Below are 25,351 nucleotides of genomic sequence, written 5' to 3' on the forward strand. Positions count from 1 at the left end.
GTGGCCGGTGGCCAACCCGGGTCGAGACCGGGATGTCTCCCCCCGATCCGGGACACCCCGGACGTGGCGTGCGTGCTCCACTCGTGCTTTACGTGCCTGAGCCCTGCAGAACGGCGAAGGCGGCGCCCTGGTTGTCGTTGAGGACCGCCATCCGCCCGTACGGAATGTCGAAGGGCTCGGCGGTGACCCGGCCGCCCAGACGGGTGCAGGCGGCGGCGACCGCGTCGCAGTCCTCGACGCTGAAGTAGACGAGGAAGTGGTCGGGCAGGGCGGCGGGGAAGGCGTCGGACATCAGGCTGCGGCCGCCGATCGCGTTGTCGGGTCCCGGCTCGGCGCCGGGCAGCGACCAGGTGCGGAAGTCGGCGCCGATCTCGTCGGGGCTGCCCGGGTCGCCGCCCTCGTAGCCGAAGACGGACTCGTAGAACGCGTCGGCCTGGTCCTTGTCGCGGGTGTACACCTCGGTCCAGCAGAACGAGCCGGGCTTGCGGGTCAGCTCGAAGCCGGTGTGCCGGTCGCCCTGCCACAGGCCGAAGACGGCGCCGCCCGGGTCCGCGGCGAGGGCCATCGTGCCGTGCGGCGGGACCGGAAGCGGCTCGGTGATCATTTGGCCGCCTGCTTCGCGGATGCGGGCGGCGAGCGCGTGGACGTCGGGGCTGGCGAGGTAGACGGTCCAGGAGGTCGGCATACGGCCGTCCCGCTTGGACCGGAGGGCCGCGACGCGCTTTCCGTCCTTGAAGGCGCCGGCGTAACCGCCCCGCATCACGTCGGCCGCCCCCTCGGTGTCCTCGTCGAAGGTCCACCCGAGGAGCTCCCCGTAGAACCGCTTCCCGGCCGCCAGATCGGACAGCGAGGCGTCGGCCCAGCACGGCGCGCCTTCCGGATATCCGCCCATGCGCCTGATTCCTTCCTGAGGTGCCCCCGTCGTGGGGCCGTATCGGGGTCAAACTAACGACCCATCACGTCCGATGCGCTGGCACAATTCGAACATATGGCCAGATTTCCCTGCGCGGCGGGGCGGCGGGCCAAGCGCCGCACGGCTTGTCCACCAAAGTTGTCCACAGGGTGTTGATAACACCATTCGAGTGGCCCGACGGGACGGAGGCGCCGAGAAGGCGGGCGGCCGAAAGTCGACGACCGGTGAGGCGGACGGCGATCGGCAGCGACACCGGCCCGCGGCGCGGGGACCGCCCCCGCGGACGGCCACCGGGGCGGCCGGTTCCCCCCGCCCGACGGGATGCACCGCCCCCGGGCCCCCATTTGCACTCGGCCGAATCGCGCTCCGATCACCCCTCGGTAAGCTGACGGCATGACAGGACAAGTACGCACCGTCGACGGCCGCGTGGCCGGCCGACGCGGCCAGGCGACACGGCAGAAGCTGCTCGACTGCCTCAGTGAGATGCTCAGCTCCTCGCCGTACCGGGACGTAAAAGTCATCGACGTGGCCCGGAAGGCGGGCACTTCACCCGCGACCTTCTACCAGTACTTCCCCGACGTCGAGGGCGCCGTCCTGGAGATCGCCGAGGAAATGGCCAAGGAGGGCGCCGGGTTGACCACTCTGGTCGAGGGCCGCTCCTGGGTCGGGCGGGCCGGCTGGCAGACCGCGGAGGAGCTCGTCGAGGGCTTCCTCGACTTCTGGCGCAAGAACGACGCGATCCTGCGGGTCGTCGACCTGGGCGCCGCCGAGGGCGACAAACGCTTCTACAAGATCCGCATGAAGATCCTGAACTCGGTCACCAACTCCCTTACGGACGCGGTCACCGAGCTCCAGTCCAAGGGCAAGGTCGACAAGGACGTGAGCCCCGCGGCGATGGCGGGCTCGCTCGTCGCGATGCTGGCGTCGGTCGCCTCGCACCAGAAAGGCTTCCAGACCTGGGGCGTCAAGCAGACCGAACTCAAGCCCAACCTGGCGCTGTTGGTCCACCTGGGCATTACGGGCAAGAAGCCCACGAAGTAGCCGTAGGCACCTCGGCAGATACCCCAAGTCCTGTCGCGCCGACGGCGGTTCACCCCCACGCGGGGCGACCGCCGTCGGCGTTCCCGTATGCCGGCCCTGCGTTAGTCCCTTCGCTCCAGACGGAAGAGCCGGATCTCCCGCTCGATCCGTGACTGGTAAGTGGCGTACGGAGGCCAGAAGTCGAGGGCGGCCCGCCAGGCCACGGCCCGCTCCTCCCCCCGAAGCAGCCGGGCTCGCACCGCGATGTCCCGGCCCTTCCAGCTGATCTCCGCGTCCGGGTGGGCGAGCAGGTTTCCGGTCCACGCGGGGTGTCCGTCCCGCCCGAAGTTGGACCCGATGAGGATCCACGTACCGCTGCCCTCCTCGGGCATGCAGGCGAGCGGAGTGGTGCGCGGGAGCCCGGACTTGGCGCCGCGCGCGGTCAGGATGACACCGGGCAGCATCTGCGCGCTGAGGATCACCCTGCCGCGGGTCAGGCGGTGTACGGCGCGGTCCATCGCGGGGATGACGTGCGGGGCGATCCTCGCGAAGGTGCGGGTGGAGGACACCTTCTGCATGAGCCGCACCCCGGGTGCGGTCCGGGTGGGGGCGGGGCTCATGCCGTTGCCTCGGCCGGGGCGGGGCCGAACAGTCCGGCCCGGTCGGCGGCGTGGCCGCGCAGCCGGTGCACGGGCCCGAAGAGCAGCTCGTCGGCGGCGGCCCGCTTGAAGTACAGATGCGCCTCGTGCTCCCAGGTGAAGCCGATGCCGCCGTGCAGCTGGACGGCCTCGGCGGCGGCGGAGCGCAGCGCGTCGAGGCCCTGGGCGAGCGCGAGGGCGCCCGCGCCGGGGTCCCAGGCCGCGTAGTACGCCGCCGACCTGGCCGCCTGCACCTGGACGTACAGGTCGGCGAGCCGGTGCTTGACCGCCTGGAAGGACCCGATGGCCCGCCCGAACTGCTCCCGCTCCTTGACATACGCGACGGTCCGCTCCAGCGCCTCGGCCGCGGCCCCGACGGCCTCGGCGGCGAGACAGGCGGCGGCGGTGAGCCCGGTGGCGGCGAGAGCGGCGTGAATGTCGAGGGAGTCGTCGCTGCCCAGCAACTCGCCTTCTGTGTCACGCAGTTGGATGCGCGCCTGAGACCGGGTCTCGTCGAGGGTGGTCTGCCGGGTGCGCCGAAGCCCGTCCGAGTCACCGTGCACGAGGAACAGCAGGGTGCGGCTGCGGGCGAAGCCGCCAGTGTGCGCGGCGACGAGCAGGAGCTGCGCGCTGTGCCCGTCGAGGACCTGGGCGGCCTCCCCGTACAGCCGCCAGGTGCCGTCTTCCGGCATCCGCCTGGCCTGTACCCCGCCGGCCCGCCCGCCCCCGGCCCAGTCGCCGTCGCTGTTGGCGCCGGTGAGCCCGAGCGCGAGGGCGAGGCTGGTGCCGGGCACGGCGAGGGCGGCGGTGCGCTCGCCGCGGGCGATGAGCGGGAGCAGGGCGGACTTCTGCGCGTCGGTGCCGAGGGCCGCGATGAGCGGGGCGGCGAGGACGGCGGTGGCGAGGAGGGGGGACGGCAGCAGGGCGCGTCCGGTCTCCTCGCAGGCGAGGGCGAGTTCGGCGGTGGTGCAGCCGACTCCGCCGTACTCCTCGGGCAGTGCGAGCCCCGGCAGCCCCAGCTCGGCGGCGAGCCGCCCCCAGAGCGCGGTGTCGTGACCGACCGGGGTGCGCACGGCGCTCTTCACGTCCTGTGGGCCGCAGTGCTTGGCGAGCAGTTCGTGCAGGGTGCGGCGGATCTCGTCCTGCTCCGCGGTGAAGGCGGCGTCCATCGTCGAGCTCCTCCCCCAGAGGCGAAGCCTCTGATCTGACGGGCCGTCATGTTAGGGGCGGGGGGCGGAGATGCACAGGGGTGGGGCAGGGTGGATCGACCCTGCGGGGCGGATGAGCCGTTAAAAGGCGGCCCCCTTTTCAGCTGCGGGCCGGCTGCGGCCGATCGCGCAGTTCCCCGCGCCCCTGGACCCCGCTTTCGACCTCGGGCCGCAGTGGCTGCTCGCGCAGCTCCCCGCGCCCCCCAGCGGCGTCCACGCTGGCCCGCATCGGGCATTTCAGCCTGTCACGGGGGTGCCCCCTGGCCCTTGAGGCCTTGGGGGAGCTTGAGGACGAGCCCTTAAGGCGCGACACGGGGTCTGGGGCGGAGCCCCAGGGAACCCGGCTTCACCCCTCTCCAGCCCCCGGCGGGTTTCGGGAAGGGGCGGGGCCGGGGCCAGAATCTGATGTACCGTCAGATTCATGTCGCCCTCAACCACCCAGCGCCGCAAGGTAGCCGTCGTAGGCGTCGCACTCTCCGACACCGGCCGCGTGGACGACGCCACCCCCTACGCCCTGCACGCCCAGGCCGCCCGCCGCGCCCTCGCCGACTCGGGGCTGGACCGCGAGGTCATCGACGGGTTCGGCTCGGCGGGACTCGGCACGCTCGCGCCGGTGGAGGTCGCCGAGTATCTCGGGCTCCGGCCCACCTGGGTGGACTCGACGGCCGTCGGGGGCGCCACCTGGGAGGTCATGGCCGCGCACGCCGCGGACGCGATCGCCGCCGGGCATGCCAACGCCGTACTCCTGGTGTACGGCTCGACCGCACGCGCCGACATCAAGGCGGGTCGCCGCACCTCGAACCTCTCCTTCGGCGCCCGGGGCCCGCTCCAGTTCGAGGTCCCGTACGGCCACACACTGATCTCCAAGTACGCGATGGCCGCGCGCCGCCACATGCATCAATACGGCACCACCGTGGAGCAGTTGGCGGAGGTCGCGGTGCAGGCGCGGGCGAACGCGGCCACCAACCCCGACGCGATGTTCCGCGACCCGATCACGGTGGACGACGTCCTTGGCGGCCCGATGATCGCCGACCCCTTCACCAAGCTGCACTGCTGCATCCGCTCCGACGGCGGCTGCGCGGTGCTGCTCGCGGCGGAGGAGTACGTACCGGACACGGCCAAGTCGCCGGTGTGGGTGCTGGGTTCGGGCATGTCGGTCTCGCACACGACGATGTCGGAGTGGGAGGACTTCACGGTCTCCCCGGCGGCGGTCTCGGGCCGGCTCGCCTTCGAACGGGCCGGGGTGCGCCCGGCGGACGTCGACGTGGCCGAGATCTACGACGCGTTCACGTACATGACGCTGGTGACCCTTGAGGACCTCGGGTTCTGCGCGAAGGGGGAGGGCGGGGCGTTCGTGTCGAAGGGGCTGCTGCTGCGGGACGGAGCGCTGCTGGGGAACACGGACGGGGGTGGGCTTTCGGCGTGCCATCCGGGGATGCCGGGGTTGTTCCTGCTGGTGGAGGCGGTACGGCAACTGCGGGGCGAGGGGGGTGCGGGCCAGGTCCGCAAGCCCGGGGGGCGGCTGCCGGAGGTGGGGGTGGTGTCGGGGACGGGGGGATGGTTCTGCTCGTCGGGGACGATGGTGCTGGGACGGGGGTGAGCAGGCCGGGCAGATTGCGTCGGGGCTCTGGACCCCGTTCGCGCCTGAAGGGCCGGGGGCCCCATGACGGGCTGAAATGCTCCGGTGCGGGCCGGCATTGACCCTGCCAGGGGCGCGGGGAACTGCGCGACCGGCCACAGACGGTCCGCAGCCGAACGACATCCCTCGGAGAGTCTCGGGAAGGGGCGGGGTGGGGAATCCACCCGGGGGTCCACCCTCCCCGCACCCGAAATTGTGTGGCGGCCCCCACCCCCGCCCGCCCACGATCGTCCCCATGGACTATTTCCTCACCACCCCTCGCCTCGCGCTCCGCGCATTCACCGACACCGAGGCCGACCTCGACCTCGTGGTGGAGCTCGACAGCGACCCGGAGGTCATGCGGTACCTCACCGGCGGCCGCCCCCAGACCCGCGCCGAGGTCCGCGCCGGGTCCTTCGAGCGGATGGTGCAGCCGTACCCCACGGGCGGCTTCTGGGCGACGCATCTGCGCGACACGGGCGAGTTCATCGGCTGGCACTGCCTGCGCCCCATGGGCGACAGCCCGGGTGACCTCGGCTACCGGCTGCGGCGGTCCGCCTGGGGCAAGGGGTACGCCATCGAGGGTGCCCTCGCGCTGATCGAGAAGGGGTTCGGCGACCTGGGCCTGTCCCGCATCACCGCGAACACCATGTACGTCAACGCCCGGTCCCGCAGCGTCATGGAGCGGGCAGGGCTCAGCCACGTACGCACGTACTTCGAGGAGTTCGAGGACCCCATCCCGGGCACCGAGCTCGGGGAGGTCGAGTACGCGCTGACGCGCGAGGACTGGCTCGCGGCACGGGCGGTCCGGTGACCGGGCGGCCCGGACAATGGGCCGCATGGAATTCCGCGAGTTTCTCCACACCCTCCGCGTCTGGGACGTAGCCCTTCCCTCCTTCGACCCCGACGCAGCTCCCGCCGCGCCCCTCCCCCTCTTCCAGGCCTGGCTGGTGCACGCCGCCGGGGCGGGGCAGGCCGAGCCGCACACCATGTCGCTCGCCACGGTCGACGAGGCCGGGCGGCCCGACATCCGCACCCTCATGCTGCACGACGCCGACGACGCCGGCTGGCACTTCGCCTCGCACTCCACCAGTGCGAAGGGGCGCCAGCTGGCCGCCCGTCCCGTCGCCGCCCTCGGCTTCTACTGGCCCGCGGTGGGCCGCCAGGTCCGTGTGCGGGGCGCCGTCACCCCGGCCGGAGAGGCCGCCTCGCAGGACGATCTGCACGCCCGCTCGACCGGAGCGCTGGCTGCGGCCCTGGTCGGAAGAATGAGTGAAGTGCTCGCTGAATACCGGGAGTTGGAGGACGCTTCCGAGGCGGCGTGGCGGCAGGCCGAGGCCGATCCGCTGGCTCCCGTACCCACCTGGACCCGGTACGTGCTGGAGCCCACCGAGGTCGAGTTCTTCCAGGGCGACGCCCGGCGCCGGCACGTACGGCTGCGGTATCGCCGCGACGGGGCCGGCTGGGTCCGTGAGCTCCTCTGGCCGTAAGGCCGCACGACCCGGCCATGGCTAACGGCCGCACAGCGCCGCGTCCACGACCTTCTCCACCCGCCCCGTGACCTCCGCGTCCGGCGGAATCTCGGTCACCGCCACACTGACCGCGCGGCCGTCGTCGGTGACCCCGCCCCGGGTCTCGTACCCCGGGATGTCACCGCCGTGGCCCCAGTAGACGCCTCCGCACGACAGCGGCCGGCTCATGAGGCCCAGGCCGTAGCCCGCGCCACCGGCCCCGACGGGGACGGTGGTACGCATCTGGGCCAGCTGGGCCGCCGGGAGCAGGCGGCCGGCGAGCAGCGCGCCGAAGAACCGGTTGACGTCGGAGTTCGTGGAGATCAACTGGCCTGCCGCCCAGCCCCAGGAGGGGTCGATGTCCGTGAAATCGCGGAGCGGGGCGCCCGCCTCGTCCTGGTAGTAGCCCTTGGGCTGCGGCTCGCGAATGGTCCTGTCGCCGGGGACGGGGAAATAGGTGTGCCGCAGACCGATGCGCTTGATGACGCGCCGGTCCATTTCCTCGGCGAGCGGCCGGCCCGTGACCTTCTGCACGATCAGGCCCGCCAGCAGGTAGTTCGTGTTGCTGTACTCCCACTTCGCGCCCGGGACGAAGTGCGCCTTGTGCCGGAGGGCGATGTCGAGGAGGTCGCGGGGGTCGTAGTACTGGTCCTGAAGGGCATGGTCGTCGAGGTGGTCGCCGTACTCCGGCAGCCCGCTCGTGTGCTGGAGCAACTGGCGGACGGTGATGCGGCGGCCGTCGATGCCGTCGCCCCGTACGAGTCCGGGGAGGTAGGTGTCCACCGGGGCATCGAGACCGACCTCTCCCTCCCCGACCAGTTGCAGCACCACCACCGCCGTGAACGTCTTCGTGTTGCTGCCGATGCGGACCTGGCCGTCCACCGGCACCTTCGCCCCGGTCGTCACGTCGGCGACACCGGACGTGTAATGACGGGTGTGCCCCTCGCGGTCCTTCACGCCGGCCAGCGCGGCGGGCAGGCCATCGGCCCGCACCAGCGCGTCGAGACGCTGCTGGACGGAGTCCGGCCGGGCGGACGCGGATGCCGGGGGCGGGGCACCCAGCGTCATCACACCGACAACCGTCGCGGCCGCGGCCACCACAGCATTGCGCGGACCGAACCGCCGCCTCGCCTGCTCACTCATGGGTCAACTCCTGTGAAAACGTGGGGAATTCAGCGGCGCAGGTCACGTGAGCTGCTCACGGACGCACTGCGTGTACTCGTGGAAGCTGCCGGGCCGGTAGCAGGCCTGCGTGTGGTTCGCGTACCAGACCATGAGGACCGCGACCAGGGCGGACACCACGATCGCCAGGACCGACGTCACCACCGCGGCGACGGCCTTGCCCCGGCCGGTGCCGGTCCGCCTCGTCGTGATCAGGGCGACGACGCCCAGGACCAGGCCGATGATGCCCAGCGGGCCGCCGACGAAGAAGATCGAGGTACTCAGGCCGACGGCCCCGAGGATCAGGGCGGCCACGGCCAGACCGTTCCTGTCCGGCGGCGCCCCCAACCCCTGGGCTACTGCTGCTTCTTGCACTTCCCGCGTGTTCATCGAGGTCCTCCCGTCAGTGGCTCAGGGCTCGATCGTGGCGTCAGGGGGCGCGGGCGCACATCGCGGAAAGGCGGGAGAATCCGCTCCCCCGATCGGGGGAGGTCGCAGGTCAGCGGCCCGGTCATACTGGCCGGACCATGTTCAGGGGAATCCGGCCGCTGCTGCGCGGCTCCACATACACGGGCGGGCTGTTCGCATCGTGCGGCGCGTTGGCGAGCCTTGCGCTGCTGCCGTTCGCGATGCTGCCGGGGCTGGTGTGGCGGTCCGCTCCGTACGGCGCACAGATGGGTCTGGGGCTGCTTGTCTGGGCGGCGCTGATCGGCGCGGCCGGGCTCGCCCGCACCACGCGGCGGGCGCTGGTCGTGGCCGCCCGGCGGGTGCTGAGGGTGCCGCTGCCGGACCCCGTACCCGTACGGTCGCCCGGCGCCGACCGTTGGCGGACTCCCTTCTGGCTGCTGCTGCATGTGGCGCTGGGGTGGACGGCAGCCCTGGTGGGCGGCCTGCTCTTCATCGCCGCCGTCACCCTCCCCGGAGGCTGGCTCGACGCCGAGGCGGGGGTGAGTCTGTTCGGCCGGACGGTGCGGGCGGAGGGCGGCTGGTCGAGCTGGTTGATGGCGCTCGGCTGCGCGCTGCTCGGGGCGGCCGTGTGCGCGGCGGTGACGTACGCCCTGCGGTGGCTGGCACCCCGGCTGCTCGGCCCCTCGGCGGCCGAGCGGCTCGCGCTGGCGGCCCAGCGGGAGCTGCGGCTCGCCGAGCGCAACCGGCTCGCCCACGAGCTGCACGACTCCATCGGACACACGCTGACGGCCACCACGATCCAGGCCGCGGTGGCGGGCGAACTCCTCGCCGCCGACCCGGTGGCGGCCCGCGGCGCGCTGCGCAGCATCGAGGAGTCGGCCCGGGCCGCGCTTGAGGACCTCGACTACGTACTGGGTGTGCTGCGCGAGGAGAAGACGGAGACGGCGCCGACCCGCACCCTGGCCGACCTCCCCGAACTGCTCGACCGGCTGCGGCACGCGGGCGCGGTGGTGGAGCCGGACCTTTCGGGCGACCTGGCTCAGGTGCAGGGCACGCTTTCGCGGGCCGCGTACCGGATCGTGCAGGAGGGCCTGACGAACGCCCTGCGGCACGGGGCGGGCGGCCCGATCGAGGTCCGGGTGGCGGCCGGGCGGGACGTCCTGGAACTCGCCGTGGTCAACCGGACGGGCGCGGCGGCGGGCGGCTTCCCGACGTCCGGGCACGGGCTGCCCGGCCTGACCGAGCGCGTACGGCTGCTGCACGGCGAGATCGAGTCCGGCCCGGACGGCCCGCGGCGCTGGCGGCTGGCGGTCCGGCTGCCGGTACGGACGTCGGCATGACCGGCACCGACCGGGCCGGCACGGGCGTCGACAGGGCGGGCACCGACCCCGTCGAACCCGTCACCGCCGACTCCGGCGGGAACGGAGACGTCAGCCCACGGGGAGACGTCACCCTCCTGATCGCGGACGACGACGCGGTGACCCGCAGCGGTCTGCGCCTGTTGCTCGGGGCCCAGCCGGGGATCACGGTGGTCGGGGAGGCCGCCGACGGCGTCGAGGCGGTCGAACAGGCCCGGCTGCTGCGGCCCGACGTGGTCCTGATGGACGTACGGATGCCACGCCGCAACGGAATCGAGGCGACTCGGCAACTCCTGGCAGAATCAAGCGAGTTGACGGGAACGCCCAGGGTCGTGGTGATCACCACCTTCGAGAACGACGGCTACGTCACGGCCGCGCTCAGCGCCGGGGCCAGCGGGTTCGTACTCAAGCGGCGCCCGGTCCCGCAGATCGCGGAGGCGGTGCGGGTGGTGGCCGCCGGCGAGGCGATCCTCTTCCCGACGGCCCTGCGCCGCATGGTCGCGGCCCGCCCCCTGGACTCGGCCGAGGCGCTGCCGAGGGCCGCCCTGACGGATCGCGAGGAGGAGGTCCTGCGATCGATGGCCACGGGCCTGTCCAACCCGGAGATCGCGAGGTCCCTCACGGTGAGCCTGGAGACGGTGAAGACACACGTCGGGAACGTGCTGACGAAGCTGGGGGCGCAGAACCGGACGCATGCGGTGGTCATTGCCTATGAGTCGGGTTTGGTGGTGCCGGGTTTCGCCGAATGAGCGCCCCGAATGAAGTGCGGGTATTCGGGTGCGGGTCGGTGGGGGCTGGTCGCTCCCCCGAGTTCGGCTTCGCAGGTCTGCCCCGGCCGGCACCTACGTGCGACAAGCCGCTCAGTCCGTCGCCAGTCTCGCGTGCAGGTGCAGGTCGCGGAACGCGTCCCGGCGCTGGGACTCGAACATGGCACCCCGCAGCGTTCCCTCCGCCGCGTAGCCGCCCCGCTCCGCCACCCGGCAGGACGCGGCATGGCCCACCGCGTGGCCCAGTTCGATGCGGTGCAGGCCGAGCTGCTCGAAGGCCCAGCGGGTGAGCAGTTCCAGGGCGTGGCCCGCCACACCGCGGCCCCGCGCCTCGGGGAGCGTCCAGTAGCCCACCCGGGCACAACGCATGGGCCAGTTGATGAAGTTGAGCCCAACCTGGCCCAGTACCGCCCCGTCGGTCTCGTCCGTGACGCAGTACGTGGCGAACTCGCCCCGCGCCCAGCCCAGCGCCCGCAGCCGCAGCAGTTCGGCCGCTGCCGCCTCGTCCTCGACGGGGGTGTTGTGCGTGTTCCACCGCAGGTACTCGGGGTCGGTGACCGCGCGCAGCAGGGTCTGGACGTCGTCGTCGCGCCAGGTGCGCAGGCGCAGGCCGTGGCCGCGCAGGTCGGCGGGTATGAGCTGGAGATCCATGCCGCCATTCAATCCCTGATCCGTACGCGCGGGCCGGGAATTTCGGCGGCCGCCCGCCCAGGCGGGGAAGCACCACGACGTCCTGCCCGCCGCGCAGGCCGCCGAAGAAACAGGCCCGTCGGGAAGTCGCCGATCAGCGCGGGCCGGGCCGGAACACCGGCACACTCACGCCGTCGCCGCCGTCGCCGCCGTCCCCGCCGCCCCCGGTCCCGGCCCGGAACGTCACGTACAGCTCCATGCCGATCCGCAGCTCCGCCTCCGGGCATCCGACGACCTCGGTCATCATCCGGGGGCCCTCGGCCAGGTCGACGACGGCGGCGACGTACGGGACACGGTCGCCGAACGGCGGCAGGTCGTTGCGGTGCACGACGGACCAGGTGTAGAGCGTGGCCCGGCCGCTCGCCTGCCGCCAGGTCACGTCCTCGCTCCAGCAGTACGGGCAGAACTCGCGCGGGTAGTGGTGCGCGCGGTCGCAGGCCGTGCAGTGCCGGACGAGGAGCCGGCCCTCGGCGGCCGCGTCCCAGTACGGGCGGGTGAAGGGGTCGGCTTCCGGGGTGGCAGCGGTCATCGGAACAGTCCTATCGCGTCGTCCAGGGACCAGGTCTGCCACGACATGGCGCCGAGGGCGACGAGCGAGATGAGCGCCATCATCGCGTTCTGGCCCTGCTCGGCCCAGTCGTGGATCATCAGGACCAGGTAGAGAAGGTTGAGGAGGAGCCCGGCCACGAGGGCGACCGGAGTCAGGAACCCGGTCACCAGGCCGAGTCCCAGGGCGAGTTCGGCATAGACGACGACGTACGCCATGGTCTTGGGCCGGGGCTTGACCACGGCGTCGAAGCCGCTGCGGACGGCGTTCCACTTGTGCTTGGCGGCGACGTCGGCCGCCCAGGCGATGCCGGTGCCGCGCTCGAACCAGCCCTTCTTGTCCTTGTGCCGCCAGCTCTCCAGCCACCACAGCCCGAGGCCGATGCGCAGGACGGCCAGCCATTCGGCGCCGCCGAGCCAGATCGAGTCCACGCGGGGCCCCTTTCTCCAGCAGGCTTGGTACTTGCCCAGCAGGAATTGGTTTCTGACGGTACGTCAGTTCAGCGGATGCGGGGCGTGCGCGCAAGGGGTGGGGAGGCGAGAGGGGGCACATGTGCGTGCGCGGGCCCGCATGCGGAGCGGCGCGCACGAGGGGCTCGGGCGGGGCTCGTGCGGTGCCCATGTGCACAGGGCGTGCGCATGCGTGATCAGATCGCAACCGATTCCGGTCTTGACCGAGACCCATCAAGTGTTCGCGCCGTTACGCTCAGCGTTCATGGCCGATACCACCAACGCCACGACGAGCCCCGTCTACGTGATCGGCGCCGGGCCCGGCGGGCTCGCCGTGGCCGCCGAGTTGCGCGCACGGGGCGTGCGGGCCGTCGTACTGGAGAAGTCCGACTCCGTGGCCGCCTCCTGGCGGCGCCACTACGACCGGCTCCACCTGCACACCACACGGCGCCTGTCCGCGCTGCCCGGGCTGCGGATTCCGCGCCGGTTCGGGCGGTGGGTGTCGCGCGACGACGTGGTGCGATACCTGGAGAAGTACGCGGACTTCCACGAGCTGGAGATCGTCACCGGGGTCGAGGTCGAGCGGATCGAGCGCGGGCCCGGGGACGAGGGGTGGGTGCTGTACGCGACCGGCGGGCGGCGCCTTTCTACGTCGCGCGTGGTGGTGGCCACGGGGTACAACCACACGCCGTACGTTCCCGAGTGGGCCGGGGCCGAGACGTACACGGGTGAGCTCGTGCACGCGAGCCGGTACCGCAACCCGGCGCCCTACGCCGGCCGGGACGTCCTCGTCGTCGGGGCCGGCAACACCGGGGCCGAGATCGCGGCCGACCTCGCCGACGGCGGGGCCGGGCGGGTGCGGCTCGCGGTGCGGACCCCGCCGCACATCCTGCGCCGGTCCACGGCGGGGTGGCCCGCGCAGGCGACCGGCATCCTGGTGCGCCGGCTTCCGGTACGCCTGGTGGACCGGGCGGCGTCGGTGACCGAACGGCTCTCCGTGCCGGACCTCTCCGCGTACGGGCTGCCCCGGCCGGCCGGGGGGCTGTACTCGCGGGTGCGGGAGGGGGCGATCCCGGTGCAGGACGTGGGGCTGATCGACGCGGTGCGGGGCGGGCGGGTCTCGCCGGTCGCGGCGGTGGAGTCCTTCGAGGGCGGCAAGGTCGTCCTGGCGGACGGGGCCCGGATCTCGCCGGAGGTGGTGATCTGCGCGACGGGGTACGGGCGTGGGCTCTCGGCCCTCGTCGGCCACCTCGGCGTCCTCGACTCGCGGGGCCGCCCCCTCGCACACGGTGCGCGTACGGTGCCGGGCTCTCCCGGGCTGCACTTCACGGGATTTACGAATCCGATCAGCGGAATGCTGCGAGAACTGTCCCTGGACGCCACCCGAATCGCCAAAACCCTGGCAGGGTGACGCCGCGCGCCTCCCGGGGGGCGCCCTCCCACCCGTGCGGGGGGAATACCCCGGGCCCCCTGGGGCTCCGCCCCAGCGCACCCCGCCCGGCCGCGCCCCCACCCCCGGCCAAAAACCGACCAACAGGGTTTGGGAGACCCGGGGTTCGGGGCAGGCCCAGCGCACGGTTGGGGCGGGGAGGGAACGGGGGCGGGGCGGACCCCGCGGCCCCGCAGGGTTGAGGCTTTGCTCGCACACCGGTTCCTGACTGACCGTCAGGTCTGTAATCTGACTATGCGTCAGTTACCACCGGCACGGCTCAGCCATGTTGGCCCTCGACCAGGAGCGGGCGGAACGATGCTTGGATCGACTCACGGCACCCTCACGACCGACTTCCGCGCGCGCGTGGTCGCCTGCGGCGAGCAGCCCGCCCCCGGCGCCGTCCACGGCAGAGCCGCCGGCGAGGGCGACCTGGACGTCAGCGGCCGCCCCCTGTACGCCGACGTACCGGATCTGGACCGGTTCTTCCGGCCGGAGTCCGTCGCCGTCGTCGGGGCCTCCGACGCCGAGGGCCGCCCCAACACCGGGATCACCCGCCAGCTGATCGGCTGGGCCCAGCGGGTCGGCGCCCGCATCCACCCCGTCCACCCCACCCGGGAATCCGTCTTCGGGCTGCCCTGCGTCCCCTCCGTCTCCGACCTGCCGGAACAGGTCGATCTGGCCGTTCTCCTGGTCGGCGACCCGCTCCCCGTCATCGAGGAACTCGCCGAGGCCAAGGTCAAGTTCGCCGTCGCCTTCGCCTCCGGATTCGCCGAGACCGGCGAGCAGGGCGCCGCCGCCCAGGACCGCCTCGCCACCGCCGTCAAGCGCTCCGGACTCCGCCTCCTCGGGCCCAACACCAACCTCAACGCCTTCGAGAAGTTCCGGGACGATCTCGACGGGCCCGCCATCGCGCTCATCACCCAGTCCGGGCACCAGGGGCGGCCCGTGTTCACCCTGCAGGAGCTCGGCGTACGGCTCTCGCACTGGGCGCCCACCGGCAACGAGGCCGACCTAGAGACCTCCGACTTCATCTCCTACTTCGCCGAACGTCCCGAGGTCGGAGCCATCGCCTGCTACGTCGAGGGGCTCAAGGACGGACGCTCCTTCCTGCTCGCCGCCGACCGCGCCGCGCGCGCCGGTGTGCCCGTGGTCGCCGTCAAGGTCGGCCGCACCGAGGCCGGCGCGCGCATGGCCGCCTCACACACCGGCAAGCTGACCGGCGCCGACGACGTCGTGGACGCCGCCATGCGTCAGTACGGCGTCATCCGCGTCGACGGACTCGACCAACTCCAGGACACCGCAGCCCTGTTGGCCCGGGCACGCAAGCCTCTCGCCGACGGCGTCGTCGTCTATTCGATCTCCGGCGGCACGGGAGCGCACTTCTCCGACCTCGCCACCGCCGCCGGTCTCCACCTCCCGACCCTCTCCCCCGCCAAGCAGGACCAGCTCCACGAGTGGATACCCGACTACCTCAACGTCGCCAACCCCGTCGACAACGGCGGGCACCCCGTCGGCGACTGGCGGGGGCGGAAGATCATTGACGCGATCCTCGCCGACCCCTCCGTGGGCGTGCTCATCTGTCCGATCACCGGGCCCTTCCCGCCCATGAGCGACAAGCTGGCGCAGGACCTGGTGGACGCGGCGGAACAGACGGACAAGCTGGTGTGCGTGGTGTGGGGCTCGCCGCTCGGCACCGAGGCCGCCTACCGCGAGACGCTGCTCGGATCGGACCGGGTCGCCACCTTCCGTACGTTCGCCAACTGCATCGGCGCCGTACGGGCGTACCTCTCGCACCACCGGTTCACCACCGGCTACCGCTCCCCCTTCGACGAGGCGCCCCGCGTGCCCTCTCCTTCGTTCCGCAAGGCGCAGGCCCTGATGCGCCCGGGCCAGCAGCTCAGCGAGCACGCGGCGAAGCAGCTTCTGCGGGCGTACGGGATCCGGGTGCCGCGCGAGCAGCTCGTGACCAGCGCGGCGGCCGCCGTGCGCGCGGCGGGGCTCGTCGGCTACCCCGTCGTCATGAAGGCCTCCGGAGCGCGGCTCGCCCACAAGACCGAACTCGGCCTGGTCAAGGTCGGTTTGACCTCGGCCAGCCAGATCCGGGACGCCTATCGCGAGCTCACCGACGTCGCCCGGTACGAGGGTGTCGACCTCGACGGCATCCTGGTGTGCCAGATGGTCGAGCGCGGCGTCGAGATGGTCGTCGGCGTCTCGCACGACTCGCTGTTCGGGCCCACCGTGACCGTCGGGCTCGGCGGCGTCCTGGTGGAGGTGCTCGGCGACTCGGCCGTGCGCGTCCCCCCGTTCGGCGAGCAGCAGGCGCGGGACATGCTCGGCGAGCTCCGGGGGCGGGCGCTCCTCGAAGGCGTACGCGGCGGGCCCCCGCTGGATGTGGATGCGCTCGTCGAAGTCGTCCTGCGCGTCCAGCGGATGGCTCTCGAACTCGGCGGCGAGCTCGCCGAGCTGGACATCAACCCGATCATGGTGCTCCCGCGCGGCCAGGGCGCGGTCGCCCTCGACGCCCTCGCCATCTGCCGCTGAGCCGTTCCCTCCACTCGCCGCTTCAGCGCCCACCACTTCCCCACCCCCGTTCCTGGAGCCCCCCGCATGGATGCGCTCGACAACTCCCCGGATTCACTCGACTCCCTGGATTCATTGGTACTCCACGCCACTGACAACGGCGTCTCGTGGATCACGCTCAACCGGCCCGACGCCATGAACGCCGTCACCTGGGACCAGCGCGAACGGGTCATCTCGCTGCTCGGCGCGGCCTCCGCCGACCCGGCCGTACGAGCGGTCGTGATCACCGCCACCGGCAAGGGGTTCTGCGCGGGAGCCGACCTTCGCGGGGCTCCGGCGACCGGAACCGCGTCCGGCGGCGAGCGGGTCGCCGGTGACGTCGCCCGCACCATCCGCCAGGGTGCCCAACGCCTGATCACCGCCGTACTCGACTGCGAGAAGCCGGTCATCGCGGCCGTCAACGGCACCGCCGCCGGTATCGGCGCCCACCTCGCGCTCGCCTGCGATCTGGTCCTGGCCGCCGAATCGGCCAAGTTCATCGAGGTGTTCGTACGCCGGGGCCTGGTGCCGGACGGAGGCGGTGCCTATCTGCTGGCGCGCCTGGTGGGGCCGCAGCGGGCGAAGGAGCTGATGTTCTTCGGGGACGCGCTGCGGGCGGCCGACGCCGAGCGCATGGGACTGGTCAACCGCGTGGTCGCGGACGCCGAACTCGCCGCCACCGCGAAGGAGTGGGCCGAGCGGCTCGCCGCCGGGCCGACCCGCGCGCTCGCCCTCACCAAGCACCTGGTGAACGCCTCCCTGGACGCCGACCGCAGCACCGCGCTCGCCGCCGAGGCCTGGGCCCAGGAGATCAACATGACGACCCGGGACGCGAACGAGGGAGTGGCCAGCTTCGTGGAGCGGCGCACCCCCAAATACCGGGGCCTGTAAGCCATTTCAGCACCCTTGAGGCTTCCAATCTGACATACCGTCAGCTTCAATGGCTGATGTGATGGGACACGCAGGGATGGCGGCCACCGTCGTCCGATACCTCAGGTCCGTCGGCGCCGCCACGGCCGCCGAGCCCGTCGACTTCCTGCCCCGGCCGGACCTCCGGGCCGTACGGGACGACGAGCGGGCGCCGGTCGATCCCGGTGAATTCCGGCGCGTGCTCGGGCAGTTCGCGAGCGGGGTCACCGTCATCACCGCCGAGGACGCGGCCGGACCCACCGGCTTCGCCTGCCAGTCCTTCGCCTCGCTCTCGCTCGACCCGCCCCTGGTCGCCTTCATGGTGTCCCGCACGTCGACGACGTGGCCGCGCATCGCCCGCGCCGGGGTGTTCTGCGTGAACGTCCTCGGAGCCGAACAGTCCGTACTCTGCCGGGGGTTCGCGGTCAGCGGGGCCGACAAGTTCGCCGGGGTCTCCTTCGACGCGGCGCCCGTGACCGGCTCGCCCCGGCTCGACGGCGTACCGGCGTGGATCGACTGCCGCATCCAGAACGTGCACACCGGTGGGGACCACCTCATCGTGGTCGGCCGCGTCGAGGCGCTGGGCGCCACGGACGGCGCCGCCCCGCTCCTCTTCCACGGGGGCAGGTTCGGCCGCTTCAGCGACTGAGCCGGGCTTCCGCGACGCTGCTCACCAGGTCGCGTCGGTGATGAGACGCCCGCTGCGGGTCTCCACGCGCAGCTTCCCCTTGTCGTCGTACGCCGTGTGGCGCCAGTCCGCGAAGACCTCGGCCACCCTGCGGCCCTCCCAGTCGCCGGCGCCCGGCGGTGGACTGAAGCCGACCGTCACCACGGCCTCCTCGGCCGCGCCCTGCTTGCGGATGCGGACCGCCACCACCGACGGCCACAGCCCGTCGTCGGCCTTGGTGAGGTGCTGGGAGTAGTAGCCGATGAAGTCCCGCGTCATGTCGAACCAGCCGGCGGGGAGGCAGGGCGCCGCGGTGCCGTCGGTGGGCGGGCCGGGGGTGCCCGCGGTGCCGTCGCCGTCGGTGGGAGGACCGGGGTTTCCGGTGTCCTGGTCGGTCGGCGGGCCGGGGCTGCCGGCGTCCTCGTCCGTGGGCGGACCGGGCGTCCCCGCCTCGTCCTCCGTGGCAGGACCGGCACCCGCAGCGGGCCCCTCCTCCGTCGTGTCCGTCGTCTCGTCCCCGCAGGGGGTCGCCGACGTGGCGGCCGGCGTGGACGGCTGGGCAGCCGGGGGAACGGCCGCCGGGTCGCCCGGGCGGGCCGTTCCGCAGGCGGTCACGGTGGCGCACAGCAGGGCCGCGGCCAGCACGGCCACGCCCCGCGTGGTGATCGGCTTCATGATGTTCCCCCTCGGTCCCCCGGCGGGGAACATCCGGCTCCCCTGTACGGAAACGTTCCCGTACAGGAAGAGGGGATCACACGGCGAGCGGTTCCGTGCCGGGGCCCCGGTGGCGGATGACCAGGGCCATCAGCGCGGCCGCCGCGCACAGCGCGCCCGAGGCGTACCAGACGACGTCGTAGCTGCCGAAGACATCGCGGGCCACCCCACCCAGGAAGGCGATGACGGCCGCTCCGACCTGGTGCGATGCGAGCACCCAGCCGAACACGATCGCGCTGTCGTCACCGTAGTGCCGGCGGCACAGGGCGATGGTCGGCGGCACGGTGGCCACCCAGTCGAGCCCGTAGAAGACGATGAAGAAGACCATCGGCGGGTGCACGGCGGGCGCCAGCAGCATGGGCAGGAAGAGGAGCGAGATGCCGCGCAGGGCGTAGTACGTGGCGAGCAGCCGACGCGACTCGAAGCGGTCGGTGAGCCAGCCGGAGAAGATGGTGCCCGCGACGTCGAAGACACCGATGACGGCGAGCAGTCCGGCGGCCGCGGTGACCGGCATGCCGTGGTCGTGGGCGGCCGGCACGAAGTGCGTCTGGACCAGGCCGTTGGTGGAGGCGCCGCAGATCGCGAAGGTGCCCGCGAGCAGCCAGAAGGGCCCGGTGCGGGCGGCCTTGGCGAGGACGCCGAGGGTGCGGCGGGCCGCGCCCGTGACGGGGGCGGGCTTGGGGACGTACTCGCTCGCCCCGTACGGAGGAAGGCCCACGTCCGCGGGGTGGTCGCGCAGGAGCAGCCACACGAAGGGGACGACGGCGAGCGCGGCCAGGGTCACGGTGACGGCGGCCGGGCGCCAGCCGTGGGCCTCGACCATCCAGGAGAGCAGCGGCAGGAAGATCAGCTGGCCGGAGGCGGAGGCCGCGGTCAGGATGCCGGTGACCAGGCCGCGGCGCTCGGTGAACCAGCGGTTGGTGACGGTCGCCGCGAACGCGAGCGCCATCGATCCGCTGCCGAGGCCCACCAACAGGCCCCAGCAGAGGATGAGTTGCCAGGCATGCTGCATGAAGACGGTGAGCCCCGAACCGACCGCGATCACGGTCAGCGCGACCGCGACGACCTTGCGGATGCCGAAGCGGTCCATCAGGGCGGCGGCGAAGGGGGCGGTCAGGCCGTAGAGCGCGAGGTTCACGGAGACCGCGGCGCCGATCGTGCCGCGCGACCAGTGGAACTCGCTGTGCAGCGGGTCGATGAGCAGTCCGGGCAGCGAGCGGAAGGCGGCGGCTCCGATGATCGTGACGAAGGCGACGGCCGCCACGTACCAGGCGCGGTGGATCCTGGGTCCGGGCTTCCGCCGGGGGGCGGGCGTGGTCGGGGGGCTGTCGGTTGTCTGGGTCACGTCGGACAGCGTCGCGGCACGGGTCCCTGTCGTACGAGTGGCTGAAAGGCCACCCTTCGCAGGGATCGGGCCAGGGGGAGGCGGCCGAGGCCGGATGCATTTCCCCACCCCGCCCCTTCCCGCTGTGACACTCCGCGGCTCCGCCGCGTGGCCTCCGGGGGGAGGGGGGGGCGGACTGAGGTCCGTTCCCGGGGCGCTGCCCCGGCCCCCCGTTCCCGAAAGGCGTCACAGCCCCGTGCCCCTGTCGGCATCGACCGTGGCCGACGCCGGTATCTTCAGCCCGTCATGGGGTCCCCTTGGGCGCGATACGGGGTCTGGGGCGGAGCCCCAGGAGTCCGGATCAGCACACCCACACCCCCGGAGGCCACGCGGCGGAGCCGCAGAGTGTCATAGCGGGAAAGGGCGGGGTGGGGAATGTCCCGGCCGGGCGCGGACTTGTCCGTCACAGGACCGCGGGCACATCGGACAGCGGTGCAGACCATCACCCCGTCGTCGAGGAGGACGCGTGAACGGAGCCGGTCGCATACCACCCCACCGCGTCGTGGTCCTCGCCCTGGACGGCATCCTCCCCTTCGAACTCGGCATCCCCCAACGCATCTTCGGCCGCGCGGCCGACCCCGCACGCGGACCGCTGTACGACGTGGTGACCTGCTCGATCCGCCCACCCGGCCCCGTCCGCACCGACGCCGACTTCTCGATCCTCGTAGAGAACGGCCCGGAGGCCCTGGCCACCGCCGACACGGTCGTGATCCCGGCCTCCTACGAGCTCGGCCCGGTCTTCGAGGAGGGCGTGCTCACCCCGGAACTGGCCGCCGCCCTCGCCCTCGTACGCCCAGGAACGCGCATGGTGTCGATCTGCACCGGCGGTTACGTCCTGGCGGCGGCCGGCTGTCTCGACGGCCGCCCGGCCGCCACGCACTGGGCCTCGGCCGAGCACTTCCAGCGGCTCTTCCCCGCCGTGGACGTGGACCCGGAGGTCCTGTTCATCGACGACGGCGACGTGCTGACCTCGGCGGGCGTGGCCGCCGGGATCGACCTGTGCCTGCACATCGTGCGGCGCGACCACGGCTCGGCGATCGCCAACGACGTGGCCCGCCGCACGGTCGTACCCCCGCACCGCCCGGGCGGCCAGTCCCAGTTCATCCAACGCCCCGTCCCAGAACCGCAGTTGGCGACGACGGCGTCCGCACGGGCCTGGGCGCTGGGCCGCCTGCACGAGCCGATCCAGCTGCGCGACCTGGCCGAACGGGAGGCCATGTCGGTCCGCACCTTCACCCGCCGCTTCCGCGAGGAGGTGGGCCTGAGCCCCGGCCGGTGGCTCACCCAGCAACGCGTGGAACACGCCCGCCACCTCCTGGAATCCACCGACCTGTCGGTGGACGCGATAGCCCGCGCGGCCGGCTTCGGCACGGCGACGTCCCTGCGCCAGCACCTGCAGACGACACTGGGCGTCCCCCCGACGGTCTACCGGCGTACGTTCCGGGCGGGGGCTGCGGGCTGAGCCGCCTCCCGGAAGAACCACGTCCCGGAAGGGCCGCGTGCACAGATGGGCCGCCGCTCAGAAGGTCAGCACCCCCCGGGCCACCCGCCCGTGGTGCAGGTCGTCCGCCGCCTTCGCGAAGTCCTCCACGGGGTACGTCCTGGTGACCAGTTCGTCCAGGAGCAGGGCTCCCTTGCGGTACAGGTCGGCGTAGCGGGGGATGTCGCGTTGCGGGCGGGAGCTGCCGTAGCGGCAGCCCAGGATGGATTTGTCCAGGAACAGGGCGGCGGGCAGGAAGGACGCCTCCACCGTGGGGGCGGTCATGCCAAGGAGGACGGCCTGGCCGTGGCGGTCCAGGAGGTCCACGGCGGCGCGGATCAGAGCCGGGTGGCCCACGCATTCGAAGGCGTGGTCGGCACCGTTCGGGAGGATGTCCCGGACGCCGTCCGACGAGGCGAGGAAGTGGGTTGCCCCGAATTGGCGGGCCAGCGCCTCCTTCGCCGGGTTGTTGTCGACGGCGACGATCACCGAGGCGCCCGCGATGCGCGCACCCTGGATGACGTTGAGGCCGATCCCACCGGTGCCGATGACCACGACGGTGTCGCCGATGTCCACCCTGGCCCTGTTCAGGACCGCGCCCACACCCGTCAGCACCCCGCAGCCGATCAGCGCCGCCGAGGTGAGCGGCACGTCCTCGGGGATCTTCACCGCCTGTACGGCCTTGACCAGGGTGCGTTCCGCGAACGCCGAGTTCGAGGCGAACTGGTACAGCGGGGACCCGTCCCGCGAGAACGGGCGGCCCGGCATGCCGATCGCCCTGCGGCACATCGTCGGCCGGCCCCGGTCGCACTCCGCGCACGCCCCGCAGTTGGCCAGCGTGGACAGTGCGACGTGGTCCCCCGGCGCCACATGGCCGACCCCCGCGCCCACCGCCTCCACCACGCCCGCGCCCTCATGGCCGAGCACCACCGGCACCGGGAACGGGATCGTCCCGTCGATCACGGACAGGTCCGAGTGGCACAGACCCGCCGCCGCGACGGCCACGAGCACCTCCCCCGGCCCCGGGTCCCGTATCTCCAGATCGTCGACGACCTGGCTCTGCTTCCCGTCGAAAAGGACACCTCTCACGGAACACTGACCTCCCTCGGCAGGCCGAGCACGCGCTCGGCGATGATGGTGCGCTGAATCTCGTCCGAGCCGCCGTAGATCGTGTCGGCCCTGGTGAACAGGAACAGGTGCTGGAGCGGATCGAGTTCGTACGGGCTCGGCTCGCTCCAGTCCGCCGGGCCCACGGTGCCTGCCGCGCCCCGCACCGCCATCGCCAGCTCCCCGAGCCGCCGGTGCCACCCGCCCCAGAGCAGCTTGGCCACGCTGGGCGCCCCGGCGTCCCCCGAGCTCCCCAGCGTGCGCAGTGCGTTCCACCGCATGACCTTCAGCTCGGCCCACTGCTGGACGAGCTGCGCGCGGAGGGCGGGGTCGGCGGGTGCGCCGCCGGCCGTGGCCAGGGCGATGATGTGCTCCAACTCCCTTGTGAAGCCCACTTGTTGGGCCAGGGTGGACACTCCGCGCTCCAGGGCGAGCAGGCTCATCGCCACCTGCCAGCCATTGCCCTCGCCGCCCACGAGGTGCTCGGCGCGGGCCTCGGCCCCGTCGAAGAACACCTCGTTGAACTCGCTCGTCCCCGTCATCTGCCGGATCGGCCGGACCTCGATCCTGCCCGGCTGGTCCATCGGTACGAGCAGGAACGAGAGGCCGTGGTGGCGCCGCGAGCCCTCCTCGGTGCGGGCCAGCACGAAGCACCAGTCGGCCTCGTGGGCCAGCGAGGTCCAGCTCTTCTGTCCCGTGACGCGGTACGTGCCGTCGCCGGCGCGGCGGGCGGTGGTGCGGATGCCGGCCAGGTCGGAGCCGGCGCCGGGTTCGCTGTAGCCCTGGCACCACAGTTCCTCGCCTCGGGCGATGGGGGGCAGGAAGCGGTTCTTCTGTTCGGGGGTGCCGTGGGCGATGAGGGTGGGGGCGAGGAGGTTTTCGCCGATGTGGCCGGTGCGGGCGGGGGCTTCTGCGCGGGCGTACTCCTCGGCCCAGACGACCTGCTGGGTGAGGGTGGCGGTTCTGTTGCCGTACGTCGCGTCGTCCGGCCAGCCGATGCCGATCCATCCGCCCTGGCCCAACTCCCTCTCCCAGTCGGGTGGTTGGCGGGCGAGGTGGGTGGTGAGCCAGGCCCTTGCGTCCTCGCGGAACGCGTCGTCCTGGGGGGTGGTGCGGAAGTCCATGGCGCCTCCTGTGTCAGAGAGAGTTCCCCCACCCCGCCCCTTCCCGAGACCCGCCGGGGGTTGTTTCGTCGACCGCGGGCCGGTGGCGGGCGGCCGGTGCAGGGAGCCCTCCGGCCCCCTCTCCTCAATCGCCGGAGGGGCTGGATGGGGAACGACGGCGTTCACCCACGGGCCACGAACAGCTGATCGCGCAGTTCCCCGCGCCCCCCAACCCGATTTCGACCCCGGGCCGTGCCTGGTTGCTCGCGCAGTTCCCCGCGCCCCTGGGGGGTGTTGCTGGCCCGACCCACGCGGCGGGAGCCGCACCATTTCACAGCCTCGCGCCCCTGAACCGCTTTCGGCCGCAGGACTTGCGTGGTTGCTCGCGCAGTTCCCCGCGCCCCCGGCAGGGTTGATCCTGGACAGGATGCCCACGCATGCGCTCCCAGCCGTCAGGCGATCACGGACCTCAGCCCACTCCCAGCCCGTCCGGCGTTTGAGGACGAGCGCCCTTCAGGCGCGACGGGGTCCGGGGCGGAGCCCCGGGAGGGCCTGGCTGTCCGACTCCGAGGCACGGGCGGGCGGGTGGGCAAACCTCCGGGGTCCGGGGCAGCGCCCCAGGGCTCAGCCGAACCAACCCCCCGCACGGGCGGGCGGGTGGGCGAACCCCCGGGGTCGGGGGCGGAGCCCCAGGCACCCCCGCCCGCCCCGCCCCCCCCCCCCCCCCCCCCGGCGNCACCCCGGCAAGCCCAGCACCCCCCACCCCCGCCGGAGGCGCTACGCATTGGGCCGCTCCGAACCCGCCGCCGCCCGCGCCATCTCCTCCAGCCGCGCCAGCATCGGCATCGGATCCACCCCCACCGTCCCCGGCAGGAAGTCCGCGATCCGTTCCGGGGTCCAGGCCCCCTCCGCGTACCCCGCGCGGAGCTCCCGCGGCTGTGCCCACACCGCGATCTTGGGGCCCGCGATGGTGTACACCTGGCCCGTGATCCCCTCCTCCCGGGCCCGCGAGGACAGCAGGTACACCACAAGCGCCGCCACATCCTCCGGCGAGCCGATCTCCTTCAGCTCCATGGGAACGTTCGCCGACATCCGGGTGCGGGCAACAGGCGCTACGGCGTTGGCAGTTACCCCGTACTTGTGCAGACCCAGCGCCGCGCTCCTGACCAGCGAAATGATCCCCCCCTTCGCCGCGCTGTAGTTCGCCTGCGCCACGCTCCCCTGGTGGTTCCCGCTGGTGAAGCCGATCAGCGTGCCCGAGCCCTGCTTGCGCATCACCGCCGATGCCGCCCGGAACACCGTGAACGTGCCCTTCAGGTGCGTGGCGACCACCGGGTCCCACTCCTCCTCGGACATGTTGAACAGCATGCGTTCGCGCAGGATGCCCGCGACGCACACCACCCCGTCGATCCGCCCGTACTGGGCGAGCGCCGTGTCCACGATGCGCTGGCCGCCCGCCATCGTCGAGATGTCGTCCGCGACGGCCACCGCCTCGCCGCCCGCCGCGACGATCTCCTTCACCACCGCGTCGGCGATCTCGCTGCTGGGCTCGGCGCCCTCGATCGAGACGCCGTAGTCGTTGACGACGACCCTGGCTCCCTCGGCGGCCGCCGCCAGCGCGACAGCACGGCCGATACCCCGGCCGGCCCCCGTCACTGCGATGACCTTGCCTGCCAAGAAGTTCCCCACGTCCGGCCCCTTCCCGCGG

General features: G+C 72.5%; 24 protein-coding genes. 11 read left to right on the forward strand and 13 right to left on the reverse strand.

From position 1 onward, the window contains the following. Positions 1 to 88 precede the first annotated feature (88 nt). Positions 89 to 892 (reverse strand): AfsK-binding protein KbpA, encoded by an 804-nt coding sequence (gene kbpA / locus ABD346_RS21555; protein ID WP_344376929.1) that lies wholly within the window; start codon positions 890 to 892, stop codon positions 89 to 91. A 414-nt stretch (positions 893 to 1,306) separates the two neighbouring features. Here kbpA and ABD346_RS21560 point away from each other — a divergent pair, with 414 nt between their 5' ends. Next, positions 1,307 to 1,954: a TetR family transcriptional regulator gene (locus ABD346_RS21560; RefSeq protein ID WP_053731157.1), complete on the forward strand. Its 648-nt coding sequence runs from the start codon at positions 1,307 to 1,309 to the stop codon at positions 1,952 to 1,954. Between the two features lie 101 nt (positions 1,955 to 2,055). On the opposite strand, the gene ABD346_RS21565 is transcribed toward ABD346_RS21560, so the two are convergent. Further along, entirely contained in the window at positions 2,056 to 2,553 is a 498-nt protein-coding gene (locus ABD346_RS21565; RefSeq protein WP_344376930.1) for a nitroreductase family deazaflavin-dependent oxidoreductase, read from the reverse strand. Beyond that, on the reverse strand, positions 2,550 to 3,740 hold the full coding sequence (locus ABD346_RS21570) for an acyl-CoA dehydrogenase family protein (protein WP_344376931.1): 1,191 nt from the start codon (positions 3,738 to 3,740) through the stop codon (positions 2,550 to 2,552). Before ABD346_RS21570 ends, ABD346_RS21565 begins: the two co-directional genes overlap by 4 nt. A gap of 460 nt (positions 3,741 to 4,200) precedes the next feature. Here ABD346_RS21570 and ABD346_RS21575 point away from each other — a divergent pair, with 460 nt between their 5' ends. The 3 genes from ABD346_RS21575 to ABD346_RS21585 all read left to right on the forward strand — a co-directional run bounded on the left by ABD346_RS21575 (position 4,201) and on the right by ABD346_RS21585 (position 6,887). Continuing rightward, positions 4,201 to 5,379 carry a thiolase C-terminal domain-containing protein gene (locus ABD346_RS21575; protein ID WP_344376932.1) on the forward strand — a complete coding sequence of 393 codons (1,179 nt, stop codon included), beginning with the start codon at positions 4,201 to 4,203 and terminating at the stop codon, positions 5,377 to 5,379. A gap of 274 nt (positions 5,380 to 5,653) precedes the next feature. Further along, complete coding sequence (locus tag ABD346_RS21580) at positions 5,654 to 6,211, forward strand: GNAT family N-acetyltransferase (protein ID WP_344376933.1); 558 nt, start codon at positions 5,654 to 5,656, stop codon at positions 6,209 to 6,211. A gap of 25 nt (positions 6,212 to 6,236) precedes the next feature. Then, positions 6,237 to 6,887, forward strand: a complete 651-nt coding sequence (locus ABD346_RS21585; protein ID WP_381227922.1) for a pyridoxine/pyridoxamine 5'-phosphate oxidase — start codon at positions 6,237 to 6,239, stop codon at positions 6,885 to 6,887. A gap of 21 nt (positions 6,888 to 6,908) precedes the next feature. On the opposite strand, the gene ABD346_RS21590 is transcribed toward ABD346_RS21585, so the two are convergent. Together ABD346_RS21590 and ABD346_RS21595 are read right to left on the reverse strand one after the other, a co-directional pair. Then, on the reverse strand, positions 6,909 to 8,051 hold the full coding sequence (locus tag ABD346_RS21590; protein WP_344376935.1) for a serine hydrolase domain-containing protein: 1,143 nt from the start codon (positions 8,049 to 8,051) through the stop codon (positions 6,909 to 6,911). Positions 8,052 to 8,093: 42 nt separating this feature from the next. Continuing rightward, a complete protein-coding gene (locus ABD346_RS21595) occupies positions 8,094 to 8,459 on the reverse strand; it encodes a DUF4190 domain-containing protein (protein WP_344376936.1) in 366 nt (121 codons plus the stop codon). Between the two features lie 137 nt (positions 8,460 to 8,596). Between ABD346_RS21595 and ABD346_RS21600 the strand changes: the two genes are divergently transcribed. Both ABD346_RS21600 and ABD346_RS21605 read left to right on the forward strand, forming a co-directional pair. Further along, entirely contained in the window at positions 8,597 to 9,817 is a 1,221-nt protein-coding gene (locus ABD346_RS21600) for a sensor histidine kinase (protein ID WP_344376937.1), read from the forward strand. After that, a complete protein-coding gene (locus ABD346_RS21605; RefSeq protein ID WP_344376939.1) occupies positions 9,814 to 10,584 on the forward strand; it encodes a response regulator transcription factor in 771 nt (256 codons plus the stop codon). Before ABD346_RS21600 ends, ABD346_RS21605 begins: the two co-directional genes overlap by 4 nt. Positions 10,585 to 10,695: 111 nt before the next feature. On the opposite strand, the gene ABD346_RS21610 is transcribed toward ABD346_RS21605, so the two are convergent. From ABD346_RS21610 to ABD346_RS21620, 3 genes are all read right to left on the reverse strand, one after another. Further along, positions 10,696 to 11,253 (reverse strand): GNAT family N-acetyltransferase, encoded by a 558-nt coding sequence (locus tag ABD346_RS21610; RefSeq protein ID WP_344376940.1) that lies wholly within the window; start codon positions 11,251 to 11,253, stop codon positions 10,696 to 10,698. A 133-nt stretch (positions 11,254 to 11,386) separates the two neighbouring features. After that, a complete protein-coding gene (locus tag ABD346_RS21615) occupies positions 11,387 to 11,821 on the reverse strand; it encodes a Zn-ribbon domain-containing OB-fold protein (protein WP_344376941.1) in 435 nt (144 codons plus the stop codon). Then, positions 11,818 to 12,270, reverse strand: coding sequence for a DoxX family protein (locus ABD346_RS21620; RefSeq protein WP_344376942.1), 453 nt, complete (start codon positions 12,268 to 12,270; stop codon positions 11,818 to 11,820). Before ABD346_RS21620 ends, ABD346_RS21615 begins: the two co-directional genes overlap by 4 nt. Before the next feature lie 283 nt (positions 12,271 to 12,553). Between ABD346_RS21620 and ABD346_RS21625 the strand changes: the two genes are divergently transcribed. The 4 genes from ABD346_RS21625 (at position 12,554) to ABD346_RS21640 (ending at position 17,837) form a co-directional block, all read left to right on the forward strand. Further along, positions 12,554 to 13,699 carry a flavin-containing monooxygenase gene (locus ABD346_RS21625; protein WP_344376943.1) on the forward strand — a complete coding sequence of 382 codons (1,146 nt, stop codon included), beginning with the start codon at positions 12,554 to 12,556 and terminating at the stop codon, positions 13,697 to 13,699. 336 nt (positions 13,700 to 14,035) lie between these two features. Further along, the gene (locus tag ABD346_RS21630; protein WP_344376944.1) at positions 14,036 to 16,261 is read left to right on the forward strand and encodes an acetate--CoA ligase family protein; all 2,226 of its coding nucleotides are present in this window, start codon (positions 14,036 to 14,038) and stop codon (positions 16,259 to 16,261) included. A gap of 66 nt (positions 16,262 to 16,327) precedes the next feature. Further along, a complete protein-coding gene (locus ABD346_RS21635) occupies positions 16,328 to 17,170 on the forward strand; it encodes an enoyl-CoA hydratase/isomerase family protein (RefSeq protein ID WP_344376945.1) in 843 nt (280 codons plus the stop codon). A gap of 76 nt (positions 17,171 to 17,246) precedes the next feature. Then, on the forward strand, positions 17,247 to 17,837 hold the full coding sequence (locus ABD346_RS21640) for a flavin reductase family protein (protein ID WP_344377157.1): 591 nt from the start codon (positions 17,247 to 17,249) through the stop codon (positions 17,835 to 17,837). A 21-nt stretch (positions 17,838 to 17,858) separates the two neighbouring features. Here the strand turns inward: ABD346_RS21640 and ABD346_RS21645 are convergent, their stop codons facing one another. Together ABD346_RS21645 and ABD346_RS21650 are read right to left on the reverse strand one after the other, a co-directional pair. Then, positions 17,859 to 18,530 (reverse strand): hypothetical protein, encoded by a 672-nt coding sequence (locus tag ABD346_RS21645; protein ID WP_344376946.1) that lies wholly within the window; start codon positions 18,528 to 18,530, stop codon positions 17,859 to 17,861. A 76-nt stretch (positions 18,531 to 18,606) separates the two neighbouring features. Beyond that, positions 18,607 to 19,914, reverse strand: coding sequence for an MFS transporter (locus tag ABD346_RS21650; RefSeq protein WP_344376947.1), 1,308 nt, complete (start codon positions 19,912 to 19,914; stop codon positions 18,607 to 18,609). 505 nt (positions 19,915 to 20,419) lie between these two features. Here ABD346_RS21650 and ABD346_RS21655 point away from each other — a divergent pair. Then, positions 20,420 to 21,415 (forward strand): GlxA family transcriptional regulator, encoded by a 996-nt coding sequence (locus ABD346_RS21655; protein ID WP_344376949.1) that lies wholly within the window; start codon positions 20,420 to 20,422, stop codon positions 21,413 to 21,415. Positions 21,416 to 21,472: 57 nt separating this feature from the next. Here ABD346_RS21655 and ABD346_RS21660 read toward each other — a convergent pair whose 3' ends face one another. The 3 genes from ABD346_RS21660 to ABD346_RS21670 all read right to left on the reverse strand — a co-directional run bounded on the left by ABD346_RS21660 (position 21,473) and on the right by ABD346_RS21670 (position 25,332). After that, a complete protein-coding gene (locus ABD346_RS21660; protein WP_344376950.1) occupies positions 21,473 to 22,522 on the reverse strand; it encodes a Zn-dependent alcohol dehydrogenase in 1,050 nt (349 codons plus the stop codon). Beyond that, positions 22,519 to 23,664, reverse strand: a complete 1,146-nt coding sequence (locus ABD346_RS21665; RefSeq protein WP_344376951.1) for an acyl-CoA dehydrogenase family protein — start codon at positions 23,662 to 23,664, stop codon at positions 22,519 to 22,521. The genes ABD346_RS21660 and ABD346_RS21665 overlap by 4 nt, the downstream gene beginning before the upstream one ends. 756 nt (positions 23,665 to 24,420) lie before the next feature. Beyond that, a complete protein-coding gene (locus ABD346_RS21670) occupies positions 24,421 to 25,332 on the reverse strand; it encodes an SDR family NAD(P)-dependent oxidoreductase (protein WP_189961669.1) in 912 nt (303 codons plus the stop codon). Positions 25,333 to 25,351 lie beyond the last annotated feature (19 nt).

This window comes from Streptomyces mauvecolor, assembly GCF_039532965.1.
Lineage (GTDB): Bacteria > Actinomycetota > Actinomycetes > Streptomycetales > Streptomycetaceae > Streptomyces > Streptomyces violascens.

Coding starts and splice junctions, on each gene's coding strand:
- ABD346_RS21560 (WP_053731157.1), top strand. CDS start 1,307: ATGACAGGACAAGTACGCACCGTCGACGGCCGCGTGGCCGGCCGACGC.
- ABD346_RS21610 (WP_344376940.1), bottom strand. CDS start 11,253: ATGGATCTCCAGCTCATACCCGCCGACCTGCGCGGCCACGGCCTGCGC.
- ABD346_RS21585 (WP_381227922.1), top strand. CDS start 6,237: ATGGAATTCCGCGAGTTTCTCCACACCCTCCGCGTCTGGGACGTAGCC.
- ABD346_RS21600 (WP_344376937.1), top strand. CDS start 8,597: ATGTTCAGGGGAATCCGGCCGCTGCTGCGCGGCTCCACATACACGGGC.
- ABD346_RS21665 (WP_344376951.1), bottom strand. CDS start 23,664: ATGGACTTCCGCACCACCCCCCAGGACGACGCGTTCCGCGAGGACGCA.
- ABD346_RS21595 (WP_344376936.1), bottom strand. CDS start 8,459: ATGAACACGCGGGAAGTGCAAGAAGCAGCAGTAGCCCAGGGGTTGGGG.
- ABD346_RS21645 (WP_344376946.1), bottom strand. CDS start 18,530: ATGAAGCCGATCACCACGCGGGGCGTGGCCGTGCTGGCCGCGGCCCTG.
- ABD346_RS21635 (WP_344376945.1), top strand. CDS start 16,328: ATGGATGCGCTCGACAACTCCCCGGATTCACTCGACTCCCTGGATTCA.
- kbpA (WP_344376929.1), bottom strand. CDS start 892: ATGGGCGGATATCCGGAAGGCGCGCCGTGCTGGGCCGACGCCTCGCTG.
- ABD346_RS21580 (WP_344376933.1), top strand. CDS start 5,654: ATGGACTATTTCCTCACCACCCCTCGCCTCGCGCTCCGCGCATTCACC.
- ABD346_RS21570 (WP_344376931.1), bottom strand. CDS start 3,740: ATGGACGCCGCCTTCACCGCGGAGCAGGACGAGATCCGCCGCACCCTG.
- ABD346_RS21625 (WP_344376943.1), top strand. CDS start 12,554: ATGGCCGATACCACCAACGCCACGACGAGCCCCGTCTACGTGATCGGC.
- ABD346_RS21565 (WP_344376930.1), bottom strand. CDS start 2,553: ATGAGCCCCGCCCCCACCCGGACCGCACCCGGGGTGCGGCTCATGCAG.
- ABD346_RS21575 (WP_344376932.1), top strand. CDS start 4,201: ATGTCGCCCTCAACCACCCAGCGCCGCAAGGTAGCCGTCGTAGGCGTC.
- ABD346_RS21630 (WP_344376944.1), top strand. CDS start 14,036: ATGCTTGGATCGACTCACGGCACCCTCACGACCGACTTCCGCGCGCGC.
- ABD346_RS21640 (WP_344377157.1), top strand. CDS start 17,247: ATGGCGGCCACCGTCGTCCGATACCTCAGGTCCGTCGGCGCCGCCACG.
- ABD346_RS21615 (WP_344376941.1), bottom strand. CDS start 11,821: ATGACCGCTGCCACCCCGGAAGCCGACCCCTTCACCCGCCCGTACTGG.
- ABD346_RS21605 (WP_344376939.1), top strand. CDS start 9,814: ATGACCGGCACCGACCGGGCCGGCACGGGCGTCGACAGGGCGGGCACC.
- ABD346_RS21590 (WP_344376935.1), bottom strand. CDS start 8,051: ATGAGTGAGCAGGCGAGGCGGCGGTTCGGTCCGCGCAATGCTGTGGTG.